The sequence below is a fragment of the Clostridium sp. NSJ-49 genome, assembly GCF_014287725.1.
Lineage (GTDB): Bacteria > Bacillota > Clostridia > Clostridiales > Clostridiaceae > Clostridium > Clostridium disporicum_B.
On the sequence record NZ_JACOOP010000010.1, the window covers coordinates 1 to 17,745 of the forward strand.

Here is a 17,745-nt window from a genome sequence, read left to right on the forward strand (position 1 = left end):
AATGCAAATCCTATTTGTTGCATAGGAATCACATTTTTTGTGAAGTTTTTCATATTATTACTATGCGCAAAAAAGGAAGTTCAAATTCGAACTTCCTTTTCTTTATCGGCAAATATCAAATTTTTTTTGATACAGCCCCTTGCCATTTATCATTTTTAATTATTAAAATACTGGAACAACTGCCCCTTTATATTTTTCATTTATAAAATCTCTAACTTTATCAGAAGTAAGCGCTTCTGTTAAATCTTTTATTTTTTGACTATTCTCAGTACCTTCTTTAACAGCTAATACGTTTCTTCTTTCCTTTAATGAATCTTTATCTTTATCCTCTGAATAAAATGCATTTTCATTCACATCTAATCCAGCTTCTAAAGCATAGTTACCATTTATTACAGCTATATCTACCTCTTCTAATACTCTTGGTAAACTTGCTGCAGTTAACTCATTAAATTGTAGGTTCTTTGGATTAGAAACTATATCAGTAACCTTTAATATATCACCTTCCGCAAGTTCTATAAGTCCTGCAGCCTCTAAAACTCTTAAAGCTCTTGTTTCATTACTAGAATCATCTGGAACTGCTACTGTTGCTCCATCTTCAATTTCATCTACAGACTTATACTTATTAGAAAATGCCCCCATTGGTTCTAAATGAATCTCAGCTGTATACGTAAGATGTGTTCCATTTTCTTCATTAAACGTATTTAAATATGCAATATGTTGGAAATAATTCGCATCTAATTCTCCTTCTTCCACTGCTGTATTTGGCAATACATAATCATCAAATTCAACTATTTCTACTGTATACCCTTTATCTTCTAATTCTTCTACAGCTTGTTCAACAATCTCCTTATGCGGAACTGGTGATACTCCAATTCTTATAGTTTTATCATCACTTGATGATGAATTGCTTCCTCCACATCCTATAAGTGATATAGCTAATACTCCTGTTAATACTAATGATAAAATTGATTTTCTTTTCATATTTGTTTGCCCCCTCAATATTTTTTAATTCTAATTTAATTTCTTATATAAATAATTTCCTAAGCTTTGTAAGCTTTGAACTATTATTATCAGAATGATTACTGTTGTTACCATATAGTCTGTTCGGAATCCCTGATAACCATATGTTATTGCAACCTTTCCAAGTCCCCCTGCTCCAACACTTCCAGCCATAGCCGAATATCCTATAACACTAATAATCGTTAAAGTTAATCCTGAAATAATACTTGGAACAGCTTCCTTAAGCATTACTTTAAATATAATTTGACTATCTGATGCTCCAAAAGATTTAGCTGCCTCTATTACTCCTGGATCTACTTCCTTTAATGAAGATTCAATTATTCTTGCTACAAACGGTGCTGCAGCTATCGTTAAAGGAACTATAGCCGCAGTATTTCCTATAGATTTTCCTACTATAGCTCTTGTCAACGGTATTATAAAAACTATTAAAATAATAAAAGGAAAACTTCTTAGTACATTAATTATAGTATCAAGAATCTTGTACACTATTCTGTTCGGCTTTAATCCACTTGGGGAAGTAATAGCTGCTATTATTCCAAAAACAAATCCTAGAATAGTTGCAAATAATGTTGAGAAAAACACCATATATACTGTTGCACCTAATTCCTTTATTATTATATTTACCATTTTTGCATCCACCCTATAACACCTCCAATATAATATCTTTATTTGATAAATAGCTCATAACAGCTTCTCTATCTTCTTTATTAATATTTATAGTTAAAGTTCCTAAAACTTCATCTCTAAACTTTTCAAGCTTTCCACCAACTATTGAGAAATCTATATTAAGTTCTCTTGCCATCTTTGTTATAAGAGCATTTTCTGAAGATTTACTTGGAAAGAATAATTTTATATTTACTCCTTCATGAGATAAAGTATCATCATCATCTTCTCCTAAGAATTTCTTTAGTGAGATACCTGGTTTTAAGAATATATCATCAGCTTTTCCCTCTGCTACTAATACCCCACCATCAATTAGAGCTACCTTTTCACATATCTGCTTTATAACCTCCATCTGATGAGTAACAACTACTATAGTAATTCCTAATTTTTTATTTATATCATTTAAAAGCGATAAAATATCTTTAGTAGTTTTAGGATCTAATGCTGATGTAGCTTCATCGCACAAAAGAATTTTAGGCTCCAAAGCTAAGGCTCTTGCTATAGCTACTCTTTGTTTTTGCCCACCGCTTAGTTCTGATGGCTTACTTTTAGATTTATCACTTAATCCAACAAGTTCCAAAAGCTCGTCCACTCTTTTTTTAATATAATCTTTTTTATATCCCCAAACTTCTAGAGGTAATGAAATATTCTCAAATACAGTTTTTCTTTTAAGAAGATTAAAACCTTGAAAAATCATTCCTAAATCTTTTCGAAACTCTCTTTTATCTTTTTCTTTAAGATCCTTTACCTCTTTCCCCATAACAATTACTGAACCGTCATTATAGTTTTCCAATCCATTAATACATCTAAGCAATGTTGATTTACCAGCTCCACTATGTCCAATAAGTCCATAAATCTCACCTTCATTAATATTTAAAGTAATCCCCCTAAGAACTTTCGTATCTCCAAAGTTTTTTTCTATATTGCTTATTTTAATCATTCATATCACCTCTTTTTAGAATAACACCATTCCATTATTGTAAAACTTAGTTTTAAAACATTAAAAAAGCACTTGAGAATAAACTCAAGTGCGAAATAAGTCACTATTAATTTACCCTCTCATCTATCAGCTCTACAGCTGCTGGAATTAGCACCACGAATACAGTTAAAAATTAAAAGTTTAAAATTTAGAGTTTTATATGAAATATTTTCGTAATTTCTTAATAATAACTTTCTATAATTATTACTAAACTCTTCACTATTAACTAATAACTGTTAACTATTAACAGGTTGCCGGGTTTCACAGGGCCAGTCCCTCCACCACTCTTGATAAGAAAAATATTTAATTTTAATTTATTTGATATTATAAATATATACTTTATTTCCCTTGATGTCAATATATTTCCAAAGCTTTAACTTGCATTTTTTTAAAAATCTATAATTTCTTCTTCAATATCAATTATTTCTGCCTCACAATTCTCTTCTATAAATGTGATTATATCTTCTTTTGAAGCATATAGCACATCTTTAGAAGTTGCTACTTGAGAAATTCCAATTTGAATAATTTTATGTGTATCTTGTTCTCCTACTTCCCCTACAGATACATTATATTTATTTTTTAATCTTTTAGTTATACTTAAAAGTATCATACGTTTTTCTTTTAATGAATGTACCCAAGATGCTCTTAACTTAATCACTAACACTAGAACTTTCAAAACATCACCTCATAATTTCCTATTATTCTATAATTGTAGTTTTTCCTTTTTACAATATTCATATAACTTTTATATTATTTTATTAAACTACTTATCTCTTATATATATAAACAAATTAATTTAAGAGATTAAATTAATAAAAAGCGTGAACTTTTCATTTTCACGCTTTTCTATGTATATACTATTAATTTTTATTACTTATATGTATTAATATTCTTTTTTTATACATAATCCAATTGCACCTGGACATGTATGCACTCCCATAGCTGCACCTATAGTTTCAAACGAGATTTTGCTAATATTATGGTAATTCTTAATTTCTTCAAAAAATGCTCTGGCTTCCTCTAGAGCTGCACCATTTAGTACCCAAACTCTACACTTACCTTCATCTAAATAAGAGTTTAATATCTCTTTTAATTTAGATATAGATTTCTTTCTCCCTCTTACTTTACAAAATGGATAAAGTTGTCCTTCATCATCTGATGAAATAATAGGTTTTAAGTGGAGAATTTCTCCTACAGTTCCTGCCACCTTTCCTATTCTTCCGCCTCTTTTTAAAAACTCTAATGTATTAAATGTAACATAAGCACTTACATTTTCCTTTATACTTGGTAGCTTGTCTACAATTTCTTTAAAAGAAGCTTTTTCTTTTATAAGTTTAGCCACCTCTAAAGCCATAGCTCCAACGGGGAATCCCAAAGTTTTTGTATCAAAGAAATGATATGTAAGCTCAGGGTGTTCTTCACAAAGTAGCTGTATACTATTAAATGTACCTGATAAATTACTTGATACAGTAACTACCACGGCATGAGTATATCCTTCATTTTTTAGCTTTTCAATAATATTTTCTGTATATTGTAAATCTGGTAATGAAGTTGTTGGAATAATTCCATTTGCTAAGTCTTCATATACTTTCTCTTCACTTATTGTCACTTTATCTAAGAACTCTCTATCACTATAGATTATTCTAAATGGTAGTACATGTATGTTATTCTCTTTAATAGTTTCTTGACTTAAGTCACATCCACTATCAGTTATTATAGCTATCTTTTGCAAATTACTTCCCCCTACTTTAAACGATATCATAAATATATCATATTAAATTCAAATTAACCATATTAATTTTTTGACAATTACTATTTCTACCTGCTTTTTTTGTGAATTCTCTCCATATAAAAACTTATTATAAGTGTTAATGCATAATCAAACACTAAAAAAGCTAAATTGGCCACTATTAAAAATAATGCAAAAGTTATAACCTTAATATCTCCATTTATAAATCTTGAAAGTATTTCTTCTACACCCTTTAAAATATTTATTCCTAATACATTTTGAAATAAGATAAATCCCACTATAAATGCTATATTAAAAAAGCCTATTTTATATAAAGCTTCAAACTTACTCCTATTTCTTTCCGCGAAAAATTTTATAATACCATATATACCAAAAAATATGGCATAAAGCATGCTTATATTAATTGGTACAATGAAAAACGCTATTAACGCTGAAGCTATATATACAAAAATAGCAGTCTTAACATCACTTCTTATAATACATATTGGTATTATCGCTGAAGCTACTGTTAATATAGTTAATGTATTGATTGGTATCAATGAAGTTAAATATAGAATAATGCTAGTTAATGCAACCATTATTCCTCCTAATGTTATTTCTTTAGATTTCATTTAATACACTCTCCTTTCATTAACTCAAACCTTCTAATTTATATTTACTATTTTTACTTATCAATAACTACTATATAAATTGGTTTTTTCACGCTTTAACAACACCCTATTAAATCTCCACCCATCATCTCACAAAGGCAGTCAGCACATATAAGGTTATTACAGCAAGTACATGCATCTACTCCTCCTTGTGAAGTTCTATAAGGATTTGCATATCCTCCACCTCTCATCTTTAACTGATTTAAACTTTGTCTATATTCAAAGTTATTAGGGTCCATCTGACATGCTTTTTCAATATTGCTAAGAGCTGAATCAAACCATCCTTTATTAAGCTGAACTGCTCCATATAAGAAATGCCATTCTGCATCTCTATTAGCCATAGCATTTAATCTTCTCTCTGCCTCAATATTATTTCTCATCTGAATAAGTCTTCTTATTTCAGCATAATCAGCTACATTATTGCTATATCCCCCACTGTAACTTGAATTTGAATTATTATTATAGTTTGAGTTATAGCTACTTCCAGTACTTCCTCCACCATTTTTCAGCATATCGTAAGCTTTATTAACTTCTGTTAATTTCTCTTGCGCTAAATCCTTAAGTGGATTATCTCCATATTGATCTGGATGATACTGCTTAACTAACTTTCTGTAAGCTGCCTTAATTTCTTCTTGGGAAGCTCCTTGCTTTACCCCTAGTACCTCATATGGATTCATTTTATATACCTCTTTTCTTGCTACTTTTACAATTACAATTCTCAACTATCTTAGTATACTTATCCATCATACCAAGACTAATTATATTTTCTAGTATTTCTTTATTTCTCTTTAATGGTAATCTTTCTAAAGACTCTTTACAGTTATAGCCACAATTTAATATTGTAAATTCTATTCTCGGTTTTATTTCTTGAATAAATTCTTTATATGGCTTATTCTCCTTATTATATAAGTAATTTATAGGATTAAACTTATCATTATTAATATCCTCTTCTAAATCATCTAAAGCATCTATTACATAAATCCATTTTCCTATAGCATAACCTAAACTATAAAGATTATCTCTTAGCTCTTCAGAATCATTATCTATTTCTTCTGGATAAAACTTTAGTATATTAGCTACTATTAAGCTAAAAGGATCACATATTTCATCTATAGAATTAAAATTTTTCTCTTTTTCTAATAGAGATAGTTTATTTAAATTTTCTTCTATTATATCATTTACCCTTGTAACATTTCTGTTAAATTTCTTTTTATAAGGAGATAAAACCATTGCTCCTATCTTACTCTTAATACTCTTATCATCATTTATATCATCTATAAGCTTATAATAAATTAAGCTAACATTCATAGCTGCAGCATATGACAAAGCTTCCCCTTTTATGGCCATAGGCTTTTTATTATGAGGATGAGCTATACATCTTTTCATTTCAAACTTTGGTCCTTCATTATGAAGTGCATCTAAAAGCATGGCTAAAAAAGTCATATCATAATTTAAAGTCATTCTTGGTATATTTCCAAAATTCTCTTTAATATGCATACATACACCACAATAGTATGCTCTGAAAGTTTCATACTCTCTTATTTTCATCTCTGGCTTAAGTGGAGTTACATATCCAAACAAAAAATCACTCCCTAAATATTTATATTAGTATTATAACTTATTATGTTAATCCATCAAATAAATTTTATACTTTTATCAGGTAAAATTCACAAAAATAGGTTATTCAATATATATTTACATAATCTTTAAATTTATATTATGTTATTTAATTAAATCAATATCAAAAGGACTAATTTTATCCTCCTATTTTAAATCAGCTTAATAAGCCTATTTACTAATTCACTATCTAGACTATTTAAAATCTACTTTTATTTAATTTCCTAGGAAATTTTTTATAAAAAATGATTGATTAAAGATTTTATTCTTTAATCAATCAAAATTTGCTCTATTTTATTGTTCTTATCTTATCTTCAGCATCTACTTTACTCTTCTTTCCTTGCTTTGCTATATTTAAAAGCACTCCCATAGCTACTAAATTTATAAGTAATGATGTACCTCCTGTACTAATAAAAGGAAGCGGTACTCCAGTTACAGGTATCGACCCTGTTACAACAGCAATATTAATTATTGCTTGAATAGCTATAACTAAAGTTATCCCTATAGCAAGTAATCTACCATAAATATCTTTTGCTCTCATAGCAACTTTTATTGCTGAAATTATAAAAAATATAAATAATCCTATTACAAATATGCATCCTAATAATCCGAACTCTTCTGCAAGAATTGCAAATATAAAGTCATTATGAGGTTCAGGCATATATAAAGCCTTTTGCATTGAATTACCTAACCCTTGTCCAGTTACACCACCTGATCCTATAGCCATAAGTGAATGAACTAATTGGTACCCAGAATCTGATTGGTCTGCCCATGGATTTAAATAAGTAGTTAATCTTTCTAATCTATATGGCTCAATTACAATTAATCCAAGTCCTGCTAAAAATCCGACTGGTATTAACCCTATCAATACTCTAATATTAGCTCCACCAACCATTATCATAAAATAAGTAACCAGGGTTATAACCACAGTAATACTCAAGTTTTTCTCAGCTAAAACTAATACAGCAAAAGCTGCTCCAATTGCTAGTGGTAAAACAATCCCTTTGCTTATAGTTTTAATTTCTTTTCCCATCTTCACAATGACATGAGCTAAAACAAATACTACTGCATATTTTGCTATTTCTGATGGTTGTATTGATAATCCTCCAAACTCAAGCCATCTTTTAGCTCCGTTTATCTCTTTACCTATAGCTAATACTAATACAAGCAATCCTAATGTACCAATAGCTAAAGGCCAAGTTAACTTTCTTAAAAAATGATAATCAACTCTAGCAAAAAAGCTCATAAAGCCAAGACCTATCACAGCCCAAATTGCTTGCTTTTTTATAAAGAAATACAAATCACCTTGTTCATATAATGCATAATAAGAACTGGATGTAAATACTAGAAGTAATCCAATTAAAACTAATAATATTACCGCTACGTATACTCCATTATCTCTATCAATAGTTATTTTAGTCTTCTTTTTCTTCTTTTTTTTACTCTTATTATATTTAATTCTTTTTTGCAAATCTATAGTACTCATAATTACACCTCTTAATACTCTGATTCTTTTTTAAGAGTTAACTTTATTAAAGAACCCTTTTCTACCACGGTACCTTTAGGTGTATTCTGATAATACACATCGCCTTCCCCTTCAAAAGTACATGTTAAACCTAAATTTTCCAAAAGAGCCTTTGCATTTTCTCTAGTTTTACCTTTTAAATCAGGAACTACAACTTTTTTATCAATATTACTTCCTCGTGTTGAAAGTTCTATCTCTGCACCCTCTTTAACTGTTGTTCCTGGATAAGGATCCATAGATACAATACTATCTCCCTTACCATTTATCTTAATAGTTAACCCATTATCTTCAAGAACTTTTTCTGCTTCAACTTTATTCATTCCTCTTACATCTGGAACTATTATATCTCTAGCTAAGCTATATTCATTGTTAGCAAGAGGTGATTCTATATAATCAAAAATCATTTTAAATAATTCTTTAACCAACGGAGCAGCTACTTGTCCACCATAATATTTTCCTGTACTAGGCTCATCTACAGATATAAAAACAGTAATTTCCGGATTCTCAACTGGTGCTAATGCTATCATTGATGCAATATATTTAGTATTAGAATATCCTCCTATAGCTGCATCATACTTTTCTGCAGTTCCACTCTTAGCCCCAATATCATATCCTTGTACGAAAGAACCAGGCTCTCCGTCTTGAGTGGCAGTTCTTTCTAAATACCCTCTAAGTATGGATGTTTTTTCTTCAGATAAGACATTTCTCTTTATTGTAGGCTCAATAACTTCATCAACGATTGTATTTCCATTATTATCTGTATGTGATATTTCCTTCACTATATGTGGTTGAATCAAATCTCCACCATTAGCTATAGCATTAAAAGCGGTCATCAGCTGAATTATTGTTACGGAGTTTGTTTGTCCAAAAGCTATTGTTCCTAAATCTATCTCTGAAATCTCCTCTGTAGCTTTTACTATACCTACAGCTTCTCCTGGCAAATCTACTCCAGTCTCTGTACCAAATCCTAATTTTTTTATATATTCATTTAATTTTACTTTTCCTAACTTCTCCCCTAATGCCATAAACCCTGGATTACAAGAATTCTTCAATATTTCTGGCAAAGTTTGTACTCCATGTCCATTTAAATCCCAACAATGTACTACTGTTCCACCAAAATTTACACTTCCTGTACAGTTAAAGGTATCATTTTCAGAAACAACTCCTTCCTCCATAGCCGCTATCATAGTTATAACTTTAAATGTAGATCCTGGTTCATATGCATTACTTACAATATTGTTTCTCCACATTGATTGTATTTTTTCATTGTCATCTGTTCCCTCAAAACTATCATATCCTTCTAGAGGTTCATTCGGATCATAATCTGGCTTGCTAGCCATTGCTAAAATCTCTCCTGTGTTTGGATTCATTACTACTACCGAAGCCCCTTTAGCTTTATTTTCATCTAAACCTTTTTGAGCTATTTTTTCAGCAAAATACTGAATATTTTCATCTATAGTAAGGACAACATCCTTTCCATCAATGGCCGGTGTAAATTTATATGGTACGAAAGGCATAGTATTTTGATTACTATCTACCCCCTCAATCTTTAACCCTGGAACACCTGAAAGATAATTATCGTATTGTAATTCAATTCCAGTTAATCCTTGTCCATCTGTATTTACACTTCCTAAAGCTTGTGCTAAATAATGTCCATTAGGATAATATCTTTTTACATCATTACTAACTGTTACTCCATATATATTAAGAGATTTAACTTCATCTGCTTTACTTTGCTCAATTCCTCTAATTAAATTTGGATAAGGTTGTCCGCTTTCAATTATTTCTAGAACCTCATCTCTAGTCATATCTAATGTATCAGCTAAACTTTGAGCAATTTCTTTTACATCTATCTCTTCTTCTGTTGCTTCAGTTAAAAGAGCTTCTATATCAAAGTCAACTCTATATACTGTTGCAGATGCAGCAATGTACTTTCCATTTCTATCTAATATATTTCCTCTTTTGGCTGTTACTTGTATCTCTTGATTCCATTGAGTATCAGCTCTATCTTTATATTCATTTCCCTTAACAAATACTATGTAACCTAACCTTATAACTAAAAGTAAGAAAATTAAACATATTAAAGTACCAATACCCGCTAACCTATTCATTGCATTACTTTTTACAACTCTTTTTTTCTTCTTTTCCTTAACTGTCTTCATCTTCTAACTCTCCATTCAATATCTTCCATGAGCATAACCCCGCTGCCAAGTATTACTTTATTTAACTATCTTATATTATATTGCTTTTTAGTAAAAATATAAATACCTAAACATAAAAGAAGAGATACTTTTTACAGTATCTCTAGTATTTGTTCTGGTTTGTTCACTATATAATTTGCCCCCGCGGCTTCAAGTTCTCCCTTTCCTCTAAATCCCCATTCAACACCAACAGATTTAACACCTGCATTTTTAGCTGTATTTATATCAATTTCAGAATCACCTATGTAAAGACACTCGTCTTTATTCACATTAAACTCTTCAATCACTTCAAGTACAGCCCAAGGATCTGGCTTTTCTTTAGTATTTTTCTTATGTCCATATACAACCTTAAATCTATCTCCAAAATAATTCTTAACAACTTCTGTTGTAAATTCATGAGGTTTATTAGAAACTACAGCTATATTAATTCCTCTATTAATTAAACTATCTAACATTTCCATGATACCATCATATGGCTTTGTCATATCTATCATATGTTTTTCGTAATAAGTATCAAATAATTTTAATGCCTTCTCTATATTCTCCATATCTCTTCTATCTTCTGGCAACATTCTTTCTACAAGCTTATATCTTCCATTTCCAACAAAAGTTTTATACTTCTCTACTTCGTGAGTCTTATATCCTAAAGTAGTTAATACATAATTACAAGCATTTGCTAAATCCTCTATTGTATTTAATAATGTTCCATCTAAATCAAATATAATACTTTTTATCATTAATAATACCATCCTTAATTAAAATATAATCTATTATCACTTAGAATGTATTATATCATATAATTTATTAATTATTATCATCGAATCTCATATAAAACACAACCGAATTATCTTTATTGTATATTGAATATTTTATATTTTTATGTTGATCTAATATACTTTTAACAATATATAGCCCTAATCCAGTACCACCAGTTTTTCTATTTCTAGATTTATCAACTCTATAAAATGCTTCAAAAATATTTTCAATTTCATTTTCAGGTATATTTACACCTGTATTTTGAACTGCTAATTCTTTCTTATTTAAGCTAATAATAACTTTTTCATTTATAGGTGAGTGTACAATACTATTTTTTATTATATTTGTTATTGCTCTTGTTAATAAATTTATATCCCCATTTATATAAACGCTCTCTTCAATATGCTTTTCTAAAGTTATATTTTTATCTTCACAAAAATAATATAAATCATTTAATATATCTTCAACTAACATCGATAAATTCATATTAACAAAAATACACTTTAACTTTTGGTCTTCTCTCCTACTCATATCTAGCAATTCTTGTACAAGCTCTCTCATCTTTTGTACTACATCATAAGATTCTTTAAGGTATTTATCTCTATCTTTATATTTTCCAATTTTATAAATCATTCCTTCTATTTGTCCACTAATAATTGTAATAGGTGATTTAAGTTCATGAGATATTGTTGCAATAAATTCCCTTCTTTGCTTTTCTATTTTTCTCTCTAACTCTATTTCTTCAGTAAGCTTAGAATTAACATGCTCTAACTCTTTAAAAGAATTTTTTAAGTTTTCATTCATTAAGTTTAAGCTTTTTGATAATTGCCCTATTTCATCATCCCCTTTAATCTCTATTACATTATCAAAATCAAGGTTAGACATTTTTTTAGCTACATCATTTATTTTTATTAATGGCTTACTTATCTGTATAGAATAAAATGTTGAGATAGCAATTGCTATAACAATTATTGTTATTATTGCAAATGGGAAGAATAATGCAACAATTGTAGCTGCTTCATCAATAGGACTTACAGCTACATGAACTATTAGAGAATACTTTCCTTTTAAACTACGTATTGTTATATCATTTTCAATATTTAAACTTCCTTTTTTATTTATAGGTTTATATACTGCCTCATTTACTTCATCTTGGCTTAATTTAAAACGTTTCAAAATATGAGGTGGTAATTCCTCTTCTTTTAAGAATGGTATTTTTCCTGGATCATTTATCCATTCTCTAAATGAACTATACACAATTGAAACTATCCTATTTTCTTTATCCTTTTTAACAAGAATTAAGTCTAAATTATTGTCATATGAAAACTTATCTAATGTAACTGATAAATCTAAATCTTCAGTTTCCTCTAAAGTGGTTTTTAGTTCCTCTATACTGCTATAAATCTTATTTAATTTATAATTTTCATATACCTTAGGCATAAATAAATATATCCCACCATATAGCAAAGTAAACGAAATAATTATAATGAGAACACTCCATATAAAGTTTTTTTTCTTTATACTTAGATTATTCCACTTGTTTTTCAAGAACATATCCTACACCCTTTATAGTCTTTATATAATCCTTTTGTATTTTTTTTCTTATATTTTTCATATGAGCATCAATAACTCTTGTATCTCCGAAGTAATCATAACCCCATATTTTTTCTATTAACATCTCTCTTGATACTACCATTGGATAGCTATTAATCATTAAAGCTAATATATTAAATTCCTTTAAGGTAAGCTCAATTTCCTCATTATTAACATAGGCTTTAAATGTTTGCAATTCTAATCTTAGCTTTTCAAATTCTAAAATATCGCTTTCATTTTTTTCTTTCTTATTTCTTCTTAAAACAGCTTCTACTCTTTTTATTAATATATTAAAAGAAAATGGTTTTGAAATATAATCATCAGCTTTAAGCTCAAACCCTCTCACTTCACTTTCCTCATCACCTAAAGCAGTTAAAAATATTATAGGAACATTTTCATCTAACCTTTTTATCATTTTGCATAATCCATATCCATCAAGCTTTGGCATCATTACATCTAAAATAACTAAATCATAATTTCCATTTTTAAACTTTTCATATCCTTCAATTCCATCTGATGCCGTATCTACAATATAGTCTTGTGATGATAAAAACTCTACTATTAATTCCTGTATTTGATTATCATCTTCTACTACTAAAATTCTACTATTCATGACTTTCCTCCACAAAACTTTTTTACATTAAGTACTATTTTATCATATAGGTCTTATCTTTAATCTAATTCACCTAAATTTTATAATATCTAATTGCGCTAGTTTATCACCTCAATCTGAAATTTATCTGAATTTAATCAATATATTTTTCACTTTTATTCATTTATCTTTATAATACAATTCATTTTTTATCTACATAAATTTATTAAAATACAAACATACCACTTTAGGAAGGGTGACAAATTTGAAAATAAAGAGAAATCATAAAAGAAAAATATCTACATTAACTATATTATTTACTATACTCTTACTATCGTCTTTTTTTATCTATAGCTTTTTATCATCTCAAAATAATATAAGTGAAGTAAATTCTACAATAGAAGATAATATATCTTCTAGAATTATTTCTTCTAACTCACCTGACTCTGATAGTGTAACTACACTGTCTATATCTAGTTTAGATTATACATCTTTATCTTATTCTGAAAGATTAGGTATACTCTTTAATAACAATTATTTAATTGATGATAGAATAAAAATATATCTTGGTGATGAAATAGATAATATTGGATTAATTTATTATAATTTGGAAAATAATACTTGTATCAATATAAATGATAATATGGAATTTATTGCAGCAAGCACATACAAAGTTGGTTTGAATTTATACGCTTACTACTTAAACTCAATTGGTCAATTAGATTTAAATGAATATATTGAATATTTACCTGAAGATTATGAAGAAGGTACAGGCATTTTACAATATGAATATTACATTGATTCTTATAGCATTCAAGAATTACTTGACCTATCACTTATATATTCTGATAATATTGCTACAAATATGCTTGGTCGTTATCTTGGTGGTCATGAAGAAGTTCGTAAAAATTTATATAAATTACTTAAAATAGACTTTAATTCATCTGAAAATATAATAACTCCTGCTATTGAATATGAAATATTGAAATGTATCTATGAATATAGTTATTATCCAAACTTTAAACATATGTTGTCAGTCTTAACTCAATCAGAATATAATGACCGACTAACTAAATACATAGATGAAAATATCGTTGCACATAAAATTGGAACTTATGATACATACATACATGATGTTGGCATTGTATTTGATAATAGTCCTTACATAATTATTTTATACACACATGATCTTGAAGATGCAGAAGAAAAAATTGCCAATATATCAAATGCTCTATATCAATATAACAATTTAACTTATTAATGTTTTAAAAGGATTTGTAATATATTATAATTAAAATATGGTATATTATGTAATAAAAGGAGAGAGTATTTATGGGTAAAAAGAAAAATAAACAATCAAAACGCAATGAGCAAGCTGAAAAAATATTATACTATGGAATTGTATCAGGTCTTACAATTGGTGTAATAATAGCCTTCATATTATTTATTTTAACGGATAATATGTTTTGGATGGTACTTCCTCTAATAACTCTATTTATAGGCTTTGCTATTTCTTCTCTTATAAATAAAAGAAACTCTAAACCAAGACCTTCATCAAATAAATCAAAATAATATTTTTACAAATAAAGTTTTGATTGTATATTACTTATATTTAAAAAAATGTCTCAAAATAAATTTAACTATCTTAGTATAATTTATTTTGAGACATCTTTATATTATTTTCTACTCTTCTATAAACTCGATAATTCCTTTACCTAACTTAGCTACTCTAGCTAATGAATATACATCATACCCTTTTTTATTTAACATTTCTCTTCCTGGTTGGAAAGATTTCTCTATAACTATTCCTATTCCTGCAACCTTCGCTCCTGCCATTTCTACTAATCTTGCAGCTCCTAATGCAGCCTCTCCATTTGCTAAAAAATCATCTATAATTAATATATTATCATCTTCACTTATATATTTTTTTGAAAGAGTTAACTCATAATCACTACCTTTTGTAAAAGAATGTACTAAAGTTTGATATACTTCACCATTTAGTATCTTTGAACTTTGCTTCTTTAAAGTTACCATTGGTATTCCCATTTGTAATGCTGTCATCACCGTTGGAGCAATTCCTGAGCTTTCAATTGTAAATATTTTAGTTATATTCTTCTGCATAAAATAATCTTTAAAATGAGTTCCAATCTCATACATAAGTTCTGGGTCAACTCCATGATTCAAAAACGAATCAACCTTAAGAACATTTTCGCTCAACGCTTGTCCTTCTTTTAATATCTTTCTACGCAAATTTTTCATAATATACACCTTCCAATTTCTATTTTTTCTTAAGTCAATGTTAAATTTAAGTATTAGAGCTACTACAATTAATTCTTAATACTGCTAAAGAAATAATCACGTATCATATAAATTCATTCTTTAAACATATCTAACTATAATACTTATAAATATTTAAACCTTAAAATAAATTTCTATATTTTTATAAATAAAAAAACAGAAAAACCTGTATACTTTAATTTAATTATTAAAGTAATGAAAAAACCACCTCAAAAAAACTTGAGGTGGTTAATTTAAGTCAAAAATCTATAATAAATAGAAATTTATACACTAAAATAACATACCTCGTAGTCTGCCAATTACGGTTAGCAGGTAGAAACTTTCGGACCAATTACCGAATTTATACGAGCTTCATATTATAAACGAATTATAACATATATTTAACTAAAAATATATTCCTTTATTTAATTTTCTCAAATACATTTAATTATCTTATAAATTTTCATACTAAATATTAATTTGAAGTTACATATTCTTCAATAGCTTCCGCAACTTTCTTAGATAATCTTACCGCTTCTACTACAGTTTTTGCCCCTGTAACTACATCTCCACTAGCAAAAACCCCGTCTCTAGATGTTCTGCCATATTCATCCACATGTACTAATCCTGAAGGTAATGTATTTATCCCCTTAGTTGTTGAGACGATGTTACTTCTTGGCCCTTGACTTACTGCAATTATTACTGAATTAGTATTAAATACGCCTTCTTTACCTTTATCTTCAATTACACTTCTATTTCCTTCAGCATCAAAAACTTCTTTAGTTTCTATATATCTTATTCCTTCATCTAAAATTTCTAAAGGATTTTTATAATAAAGGAATTTTACTCCATCAAGCTTTGCATATTCTACTTCTAATTTCTCAGCTGGAGCATCTATCTCACCTTTTCTATACATTACATATACTTCTTTTGCGCCTTTTCTTATAGCTGTTCTAGCTACATCCATAGCAGCATTTCCAGCTCCTATAATAGTAACTCTATCCCCTAAATCATAAACATCGGGATTTTTTAAATAATCTATTCCATAGTGAACATGTCCAAGTGTTTCCCCTTTAACATTTAATGTTCTAGGATTCCATACACCCGTTCCTATAAAAATAGCTTTATATCCATCTCTAAATAAATCATCAATTGTTATATACGGCCCTATCATAGTATTTGGACGTATTTTAACTCCCATCTCTACAAGTTTTTCTTTTATATTATCTAATATATCTCTTGATAATCTAAATTCTGGTATACCATATCTTAAAACTCCACCTATCTTATCATGAGCTTCAAAAATTGTTACATTATAACCTTTTTGAGCTAATAATATTGAAATTGTTATTCCTGCAGGGCCCGATCCTATAATGGCTACTCTCTTTTCTTTATCTATTTTTGACTTAGTAAAAGCTTTATGTATATAAAAATCAGATATATAATTTTCTACATCTCCAAAATGTACTGGATTATTTTTTGCATTTAAAACACAATTACCTTCACATTGTTTTTCATGAGGGCACACAAGTGAACAAATTACCGATAACGGATTATTATTAAATAATTTTTCTCCTGCTGAATCTATATCTCCACTTAATAATAATCTTATTACCTCTGGTATCTCTGTACTTACTGGACATGCTGCCGTACATCTCGGCTTCTTACATCCAAGACACTTTCTAGCTTCTTCTAATACGTGACTACTCAAATTTTATCCTCCTAATATTTCTATATGATTTTTAAATTTATTATATCATCTTTAAGAATAAATCCAACACATTAACTTTACACTTTTATCTTTACGTATAATTAATATCTTTAAATCAAACACTATTTAATGATTCATTATATTTTTTATACAATAAGGAGAGATTTTATGTCAAGCTACACAGGTACTGTAAAATGGTTTAATCAAGAGAAAGGATATGGATTTATTTCTGCAAATGATGGTCAAGATGTTTTTGTACATCATTCTCAAGTAAAAGAAAAAGGAACAGATAAAGATTTACATGAAGGAGAAAATGTATCTTTTTCAATTGGTGAAGGAGAAAAAGGTCCTATGGCCATAAATGTACAAAAAATTTAAATTGCTTTACATTTTTTTTGATTAAAAGTTAAG

The 17,745-nt window shown here is 28.4% G+C and carries 18 protein-coding genes and 2 riboswitches; of the genes, 3 read left to right on the forward strand and 15 right to left on the reverse strand.

Annotation, left to right across the window (positions count from 1 at the left end; all coding sequences use genetic code 11):
* Positions 1-162: 162 nt before the first annotated feature.
* From H8S10_RS05120 to H8S10_RS05180, 13 genes are all read right to left on the reverse strand, one after another.
* Complete coding sequence (locus H8S10_RS05120) at positions 163-981, reverse strand: MetQ/NlpA family ABC transporter substrate-binding protein (protein WP_055268334.1); 819 nt, start codon at positions 979-981, stop codon at positions 163-165.
* Between the two features lie 30 nt (positions 982-1,011).
* Complete coding sequence (locus H8S10_RS05125; RefSeq protein ID WP_055268346.1) at positions 1,012-1,647, reverse strand: methionine ABC transporter permease; 636 nt, start codon at positions 1,645-1,647, stop codon at positions 1,012-1,014.
* 13 nt (positions 1,648-1,660) lie between these two features.
* Complete coding sequence (locus H8S10_RS05130; protein WP_186838128.1) at positions 1,661-2,623, reverse strand: methionine ABC transporter ATP-binding protein; 963 nt, start codon at positions 2,621-2,623, stop codon at positions 1,661-1,663.
* A 116-nt stretch (positions 2,624-2,739) separates the two neighbouring features.
* Positions 2,740-2,959, reverse strand: a riboswitch (SAM riboswitch).
* A gap of 91 nt (positions 2,960-3,050) precedes the next feature.
* Positions 3,051-3,338, reverse strand: a complete 288-nt coding sequence (locus H8S10_RS05135; protein WP_055268330.1) for a DUF503 domain-containing protein — start codon at positions 3,336-3,338, stop codon at positions 3,051-3,053.
* A 207-nt stretch (positions 3,339-3,545) separates the two neighbouring features.
* Entirely contained in the window at positions 3,546-4,394 is an 849-nt protein-coding gene (locus H8S10_RS05140) for a DegV family protein (protein WP_186838129.1), read from the reverse strand.
* Positions 4,395-4,480: 86 nt separating this feature from the next.
* Positions 4,481-5,023: a DUF2232 domain-containing protein gene (locus tag H8S10_RS05145; RefSeq protein WP_186838130.1), complete on the reverse strand. Its 543-nt coding sequence runs from the start codon at positions 5,021-5,023 to the stop codon at positions 4,481-4,483.
* Between the two features lie 95 nt (positions 5,024-5,118).
* Entirely contained in the window at positions 5,119-5,739 is a 621-nt protein-coding gene (locus H8S10_RS05150; protein ID WP_055268324.1) for a J domain-containing protein, read from the reverse strand.
* 1 nt (position 5,740) lies between these two features.
* Positions 5,741-6,643, reverse strand: coding sequence for a DUF5685 family protein (locus H8S10_RS05155; protein WP_055268322.1), 903 nt, complete (start codon positions 6,641-6,643; stop codon positions 5,741-5,743).
* A 325-nt stretch (positions 6,644-6,968) separates the two neighbouring features.
* Complete coding sequence (gene ftsW, locus H8S10_RS05160) at positions 6,969-8,165, reverse strand: putative lipid II flippase FtsW (RefSeq protein WP_186838131.1); 1,197 nt, start codon at positions 8,163-8,165, stop codon at positions 6,969-6,971.
* A gap of 11 nt (positions 8,166-8,176) precedes the next feature.
* The gene (locus H8S10_RS05165) at positions 8,177-10,366 is read right to left on the reverse strand and encodes a stage V sporulation protein D (RefSeq protein ID WP_055268317.1); all 2,190 of its coding nucleotides are present in this window, start codon (positions 10,364-10,366) and stop codon (positions 8,177-8,179) included.
* A 131-nt stretch (positions 10,367-10,497) separates the two neighbouring features.
* Complete coding sequence (locus tag H8S10_RS05170) at positions 10,498-11,142, reverse strand: HAD family hydrolase (RefSeq protein ID WP_186838132.1); 645 nt, start codon at positions 11,140-11,142, stop codon at positions 10,498-10,500.
* A gap of 67 nt (positions 11,143-11,209) precedes the next feature.
* A complete protein-coding gene (locus tag H8S10_RS05175; RefSeq protein WP_055268313.1) occupies positions 11,210-12,601 on the reverse strand; it encodes a HAMP domain-containing sensor histidine kinase in 1,392 nt (463 codons plus the stop codon).
* A gap of 88 nt (positions 12,602-12,689) precedes the next feature.
* A complete protein-coding gene (locus H8S10_RS05180; RefSeq protein WP_186838133.1) occupies positions 12,690-13,367 on the reverse strand; it encodes a response regulator transcription factor in 678 nt (225 codons plus the stop codon).
* 244 nt (positions 13,368-13,611) lie between these two features.
* Here H8S10_RS05180 and H8S10_RS05185 point away from each other — a divergent pair, with 244 nt between their 5' ends.
* The gene (locus H8S10_RS05185; protein ID WP_186838134.1) at positions 13,612-14,607 is read left to right on the forward strand and encodes a serine hydrolase; all 996 of its coding nucleotides are present in this window, start codon (positions 13,612-13,614) and stop codon (positions 14,605-14,607) included.
* Positions 14,608-14,678: 71 nt separating this feature from the next.
* Complete coding sequence (locus H8S10_RS05190; RefSeq protein WP_055268307.1) at positions 14,679-14,918, forward strand: hypothetical protein; 240 nt, start codon at positions 14,679-14,681, stop codon at positions 14,916-14,918.
* Positions 14,919-15,029: 111 nt separating this feature from the next.
* On the opposite strand, the gene H8S10_RS05195 is transcribed toward H8S10_RS05190, so the two are convergent.
* Together H8S10_RS05195 and H8S10_RS05200 are read right to left on the reverse strand one after the other, a co-directional pair.
* Entirely contained in the window at positions 15,030-15,605 is a 576-nt protein-coding gene (locus H8S10_RS05195; protein WP_186838135.1) for a xanthine phosphoribosyltransferase, read from the reverse strand.
* Positions 15,606-15,912: 307 nt separating this feature from the next.
* Positions 15,913-16,012: riboswitch (purine riboswitch) on the reverse strand.
* A gap of 86 nt (positions 16,013-16,098) precedes the next feature.
* Positions 16,099-17,334, reverse strand: a complete 1,236-nt coding sequence (locus H8S10_RS05200) for an NAD(P)-dependent oxidoreductase (RefSeq protein ID WP_186838136.1) — start codon at positions 17,332-17,334, stop codon at positions 16,099-16,101.
* Between the two features lie 168 nt (positions 17,335-17,502).
* Here H8S10_RS05200 and H8S10_RS05205 point away from each other — a divergent pair, with 168 nt between their 5' ends.
* Positions 17,503-17,712 carry a cold-shock protein gene (locus tag H8S10_RS05205; protein WP_055264710.1) on the forward strand — a complete coding sequence of 70 codons (210 nt, stop codon included), beginning with the start codon at positions 17,503-17,505 and terminating at the stop codon, positions 17,710-17,712.
* Positions 17,713-17,745: the final 33 nt, after the last annotated feature.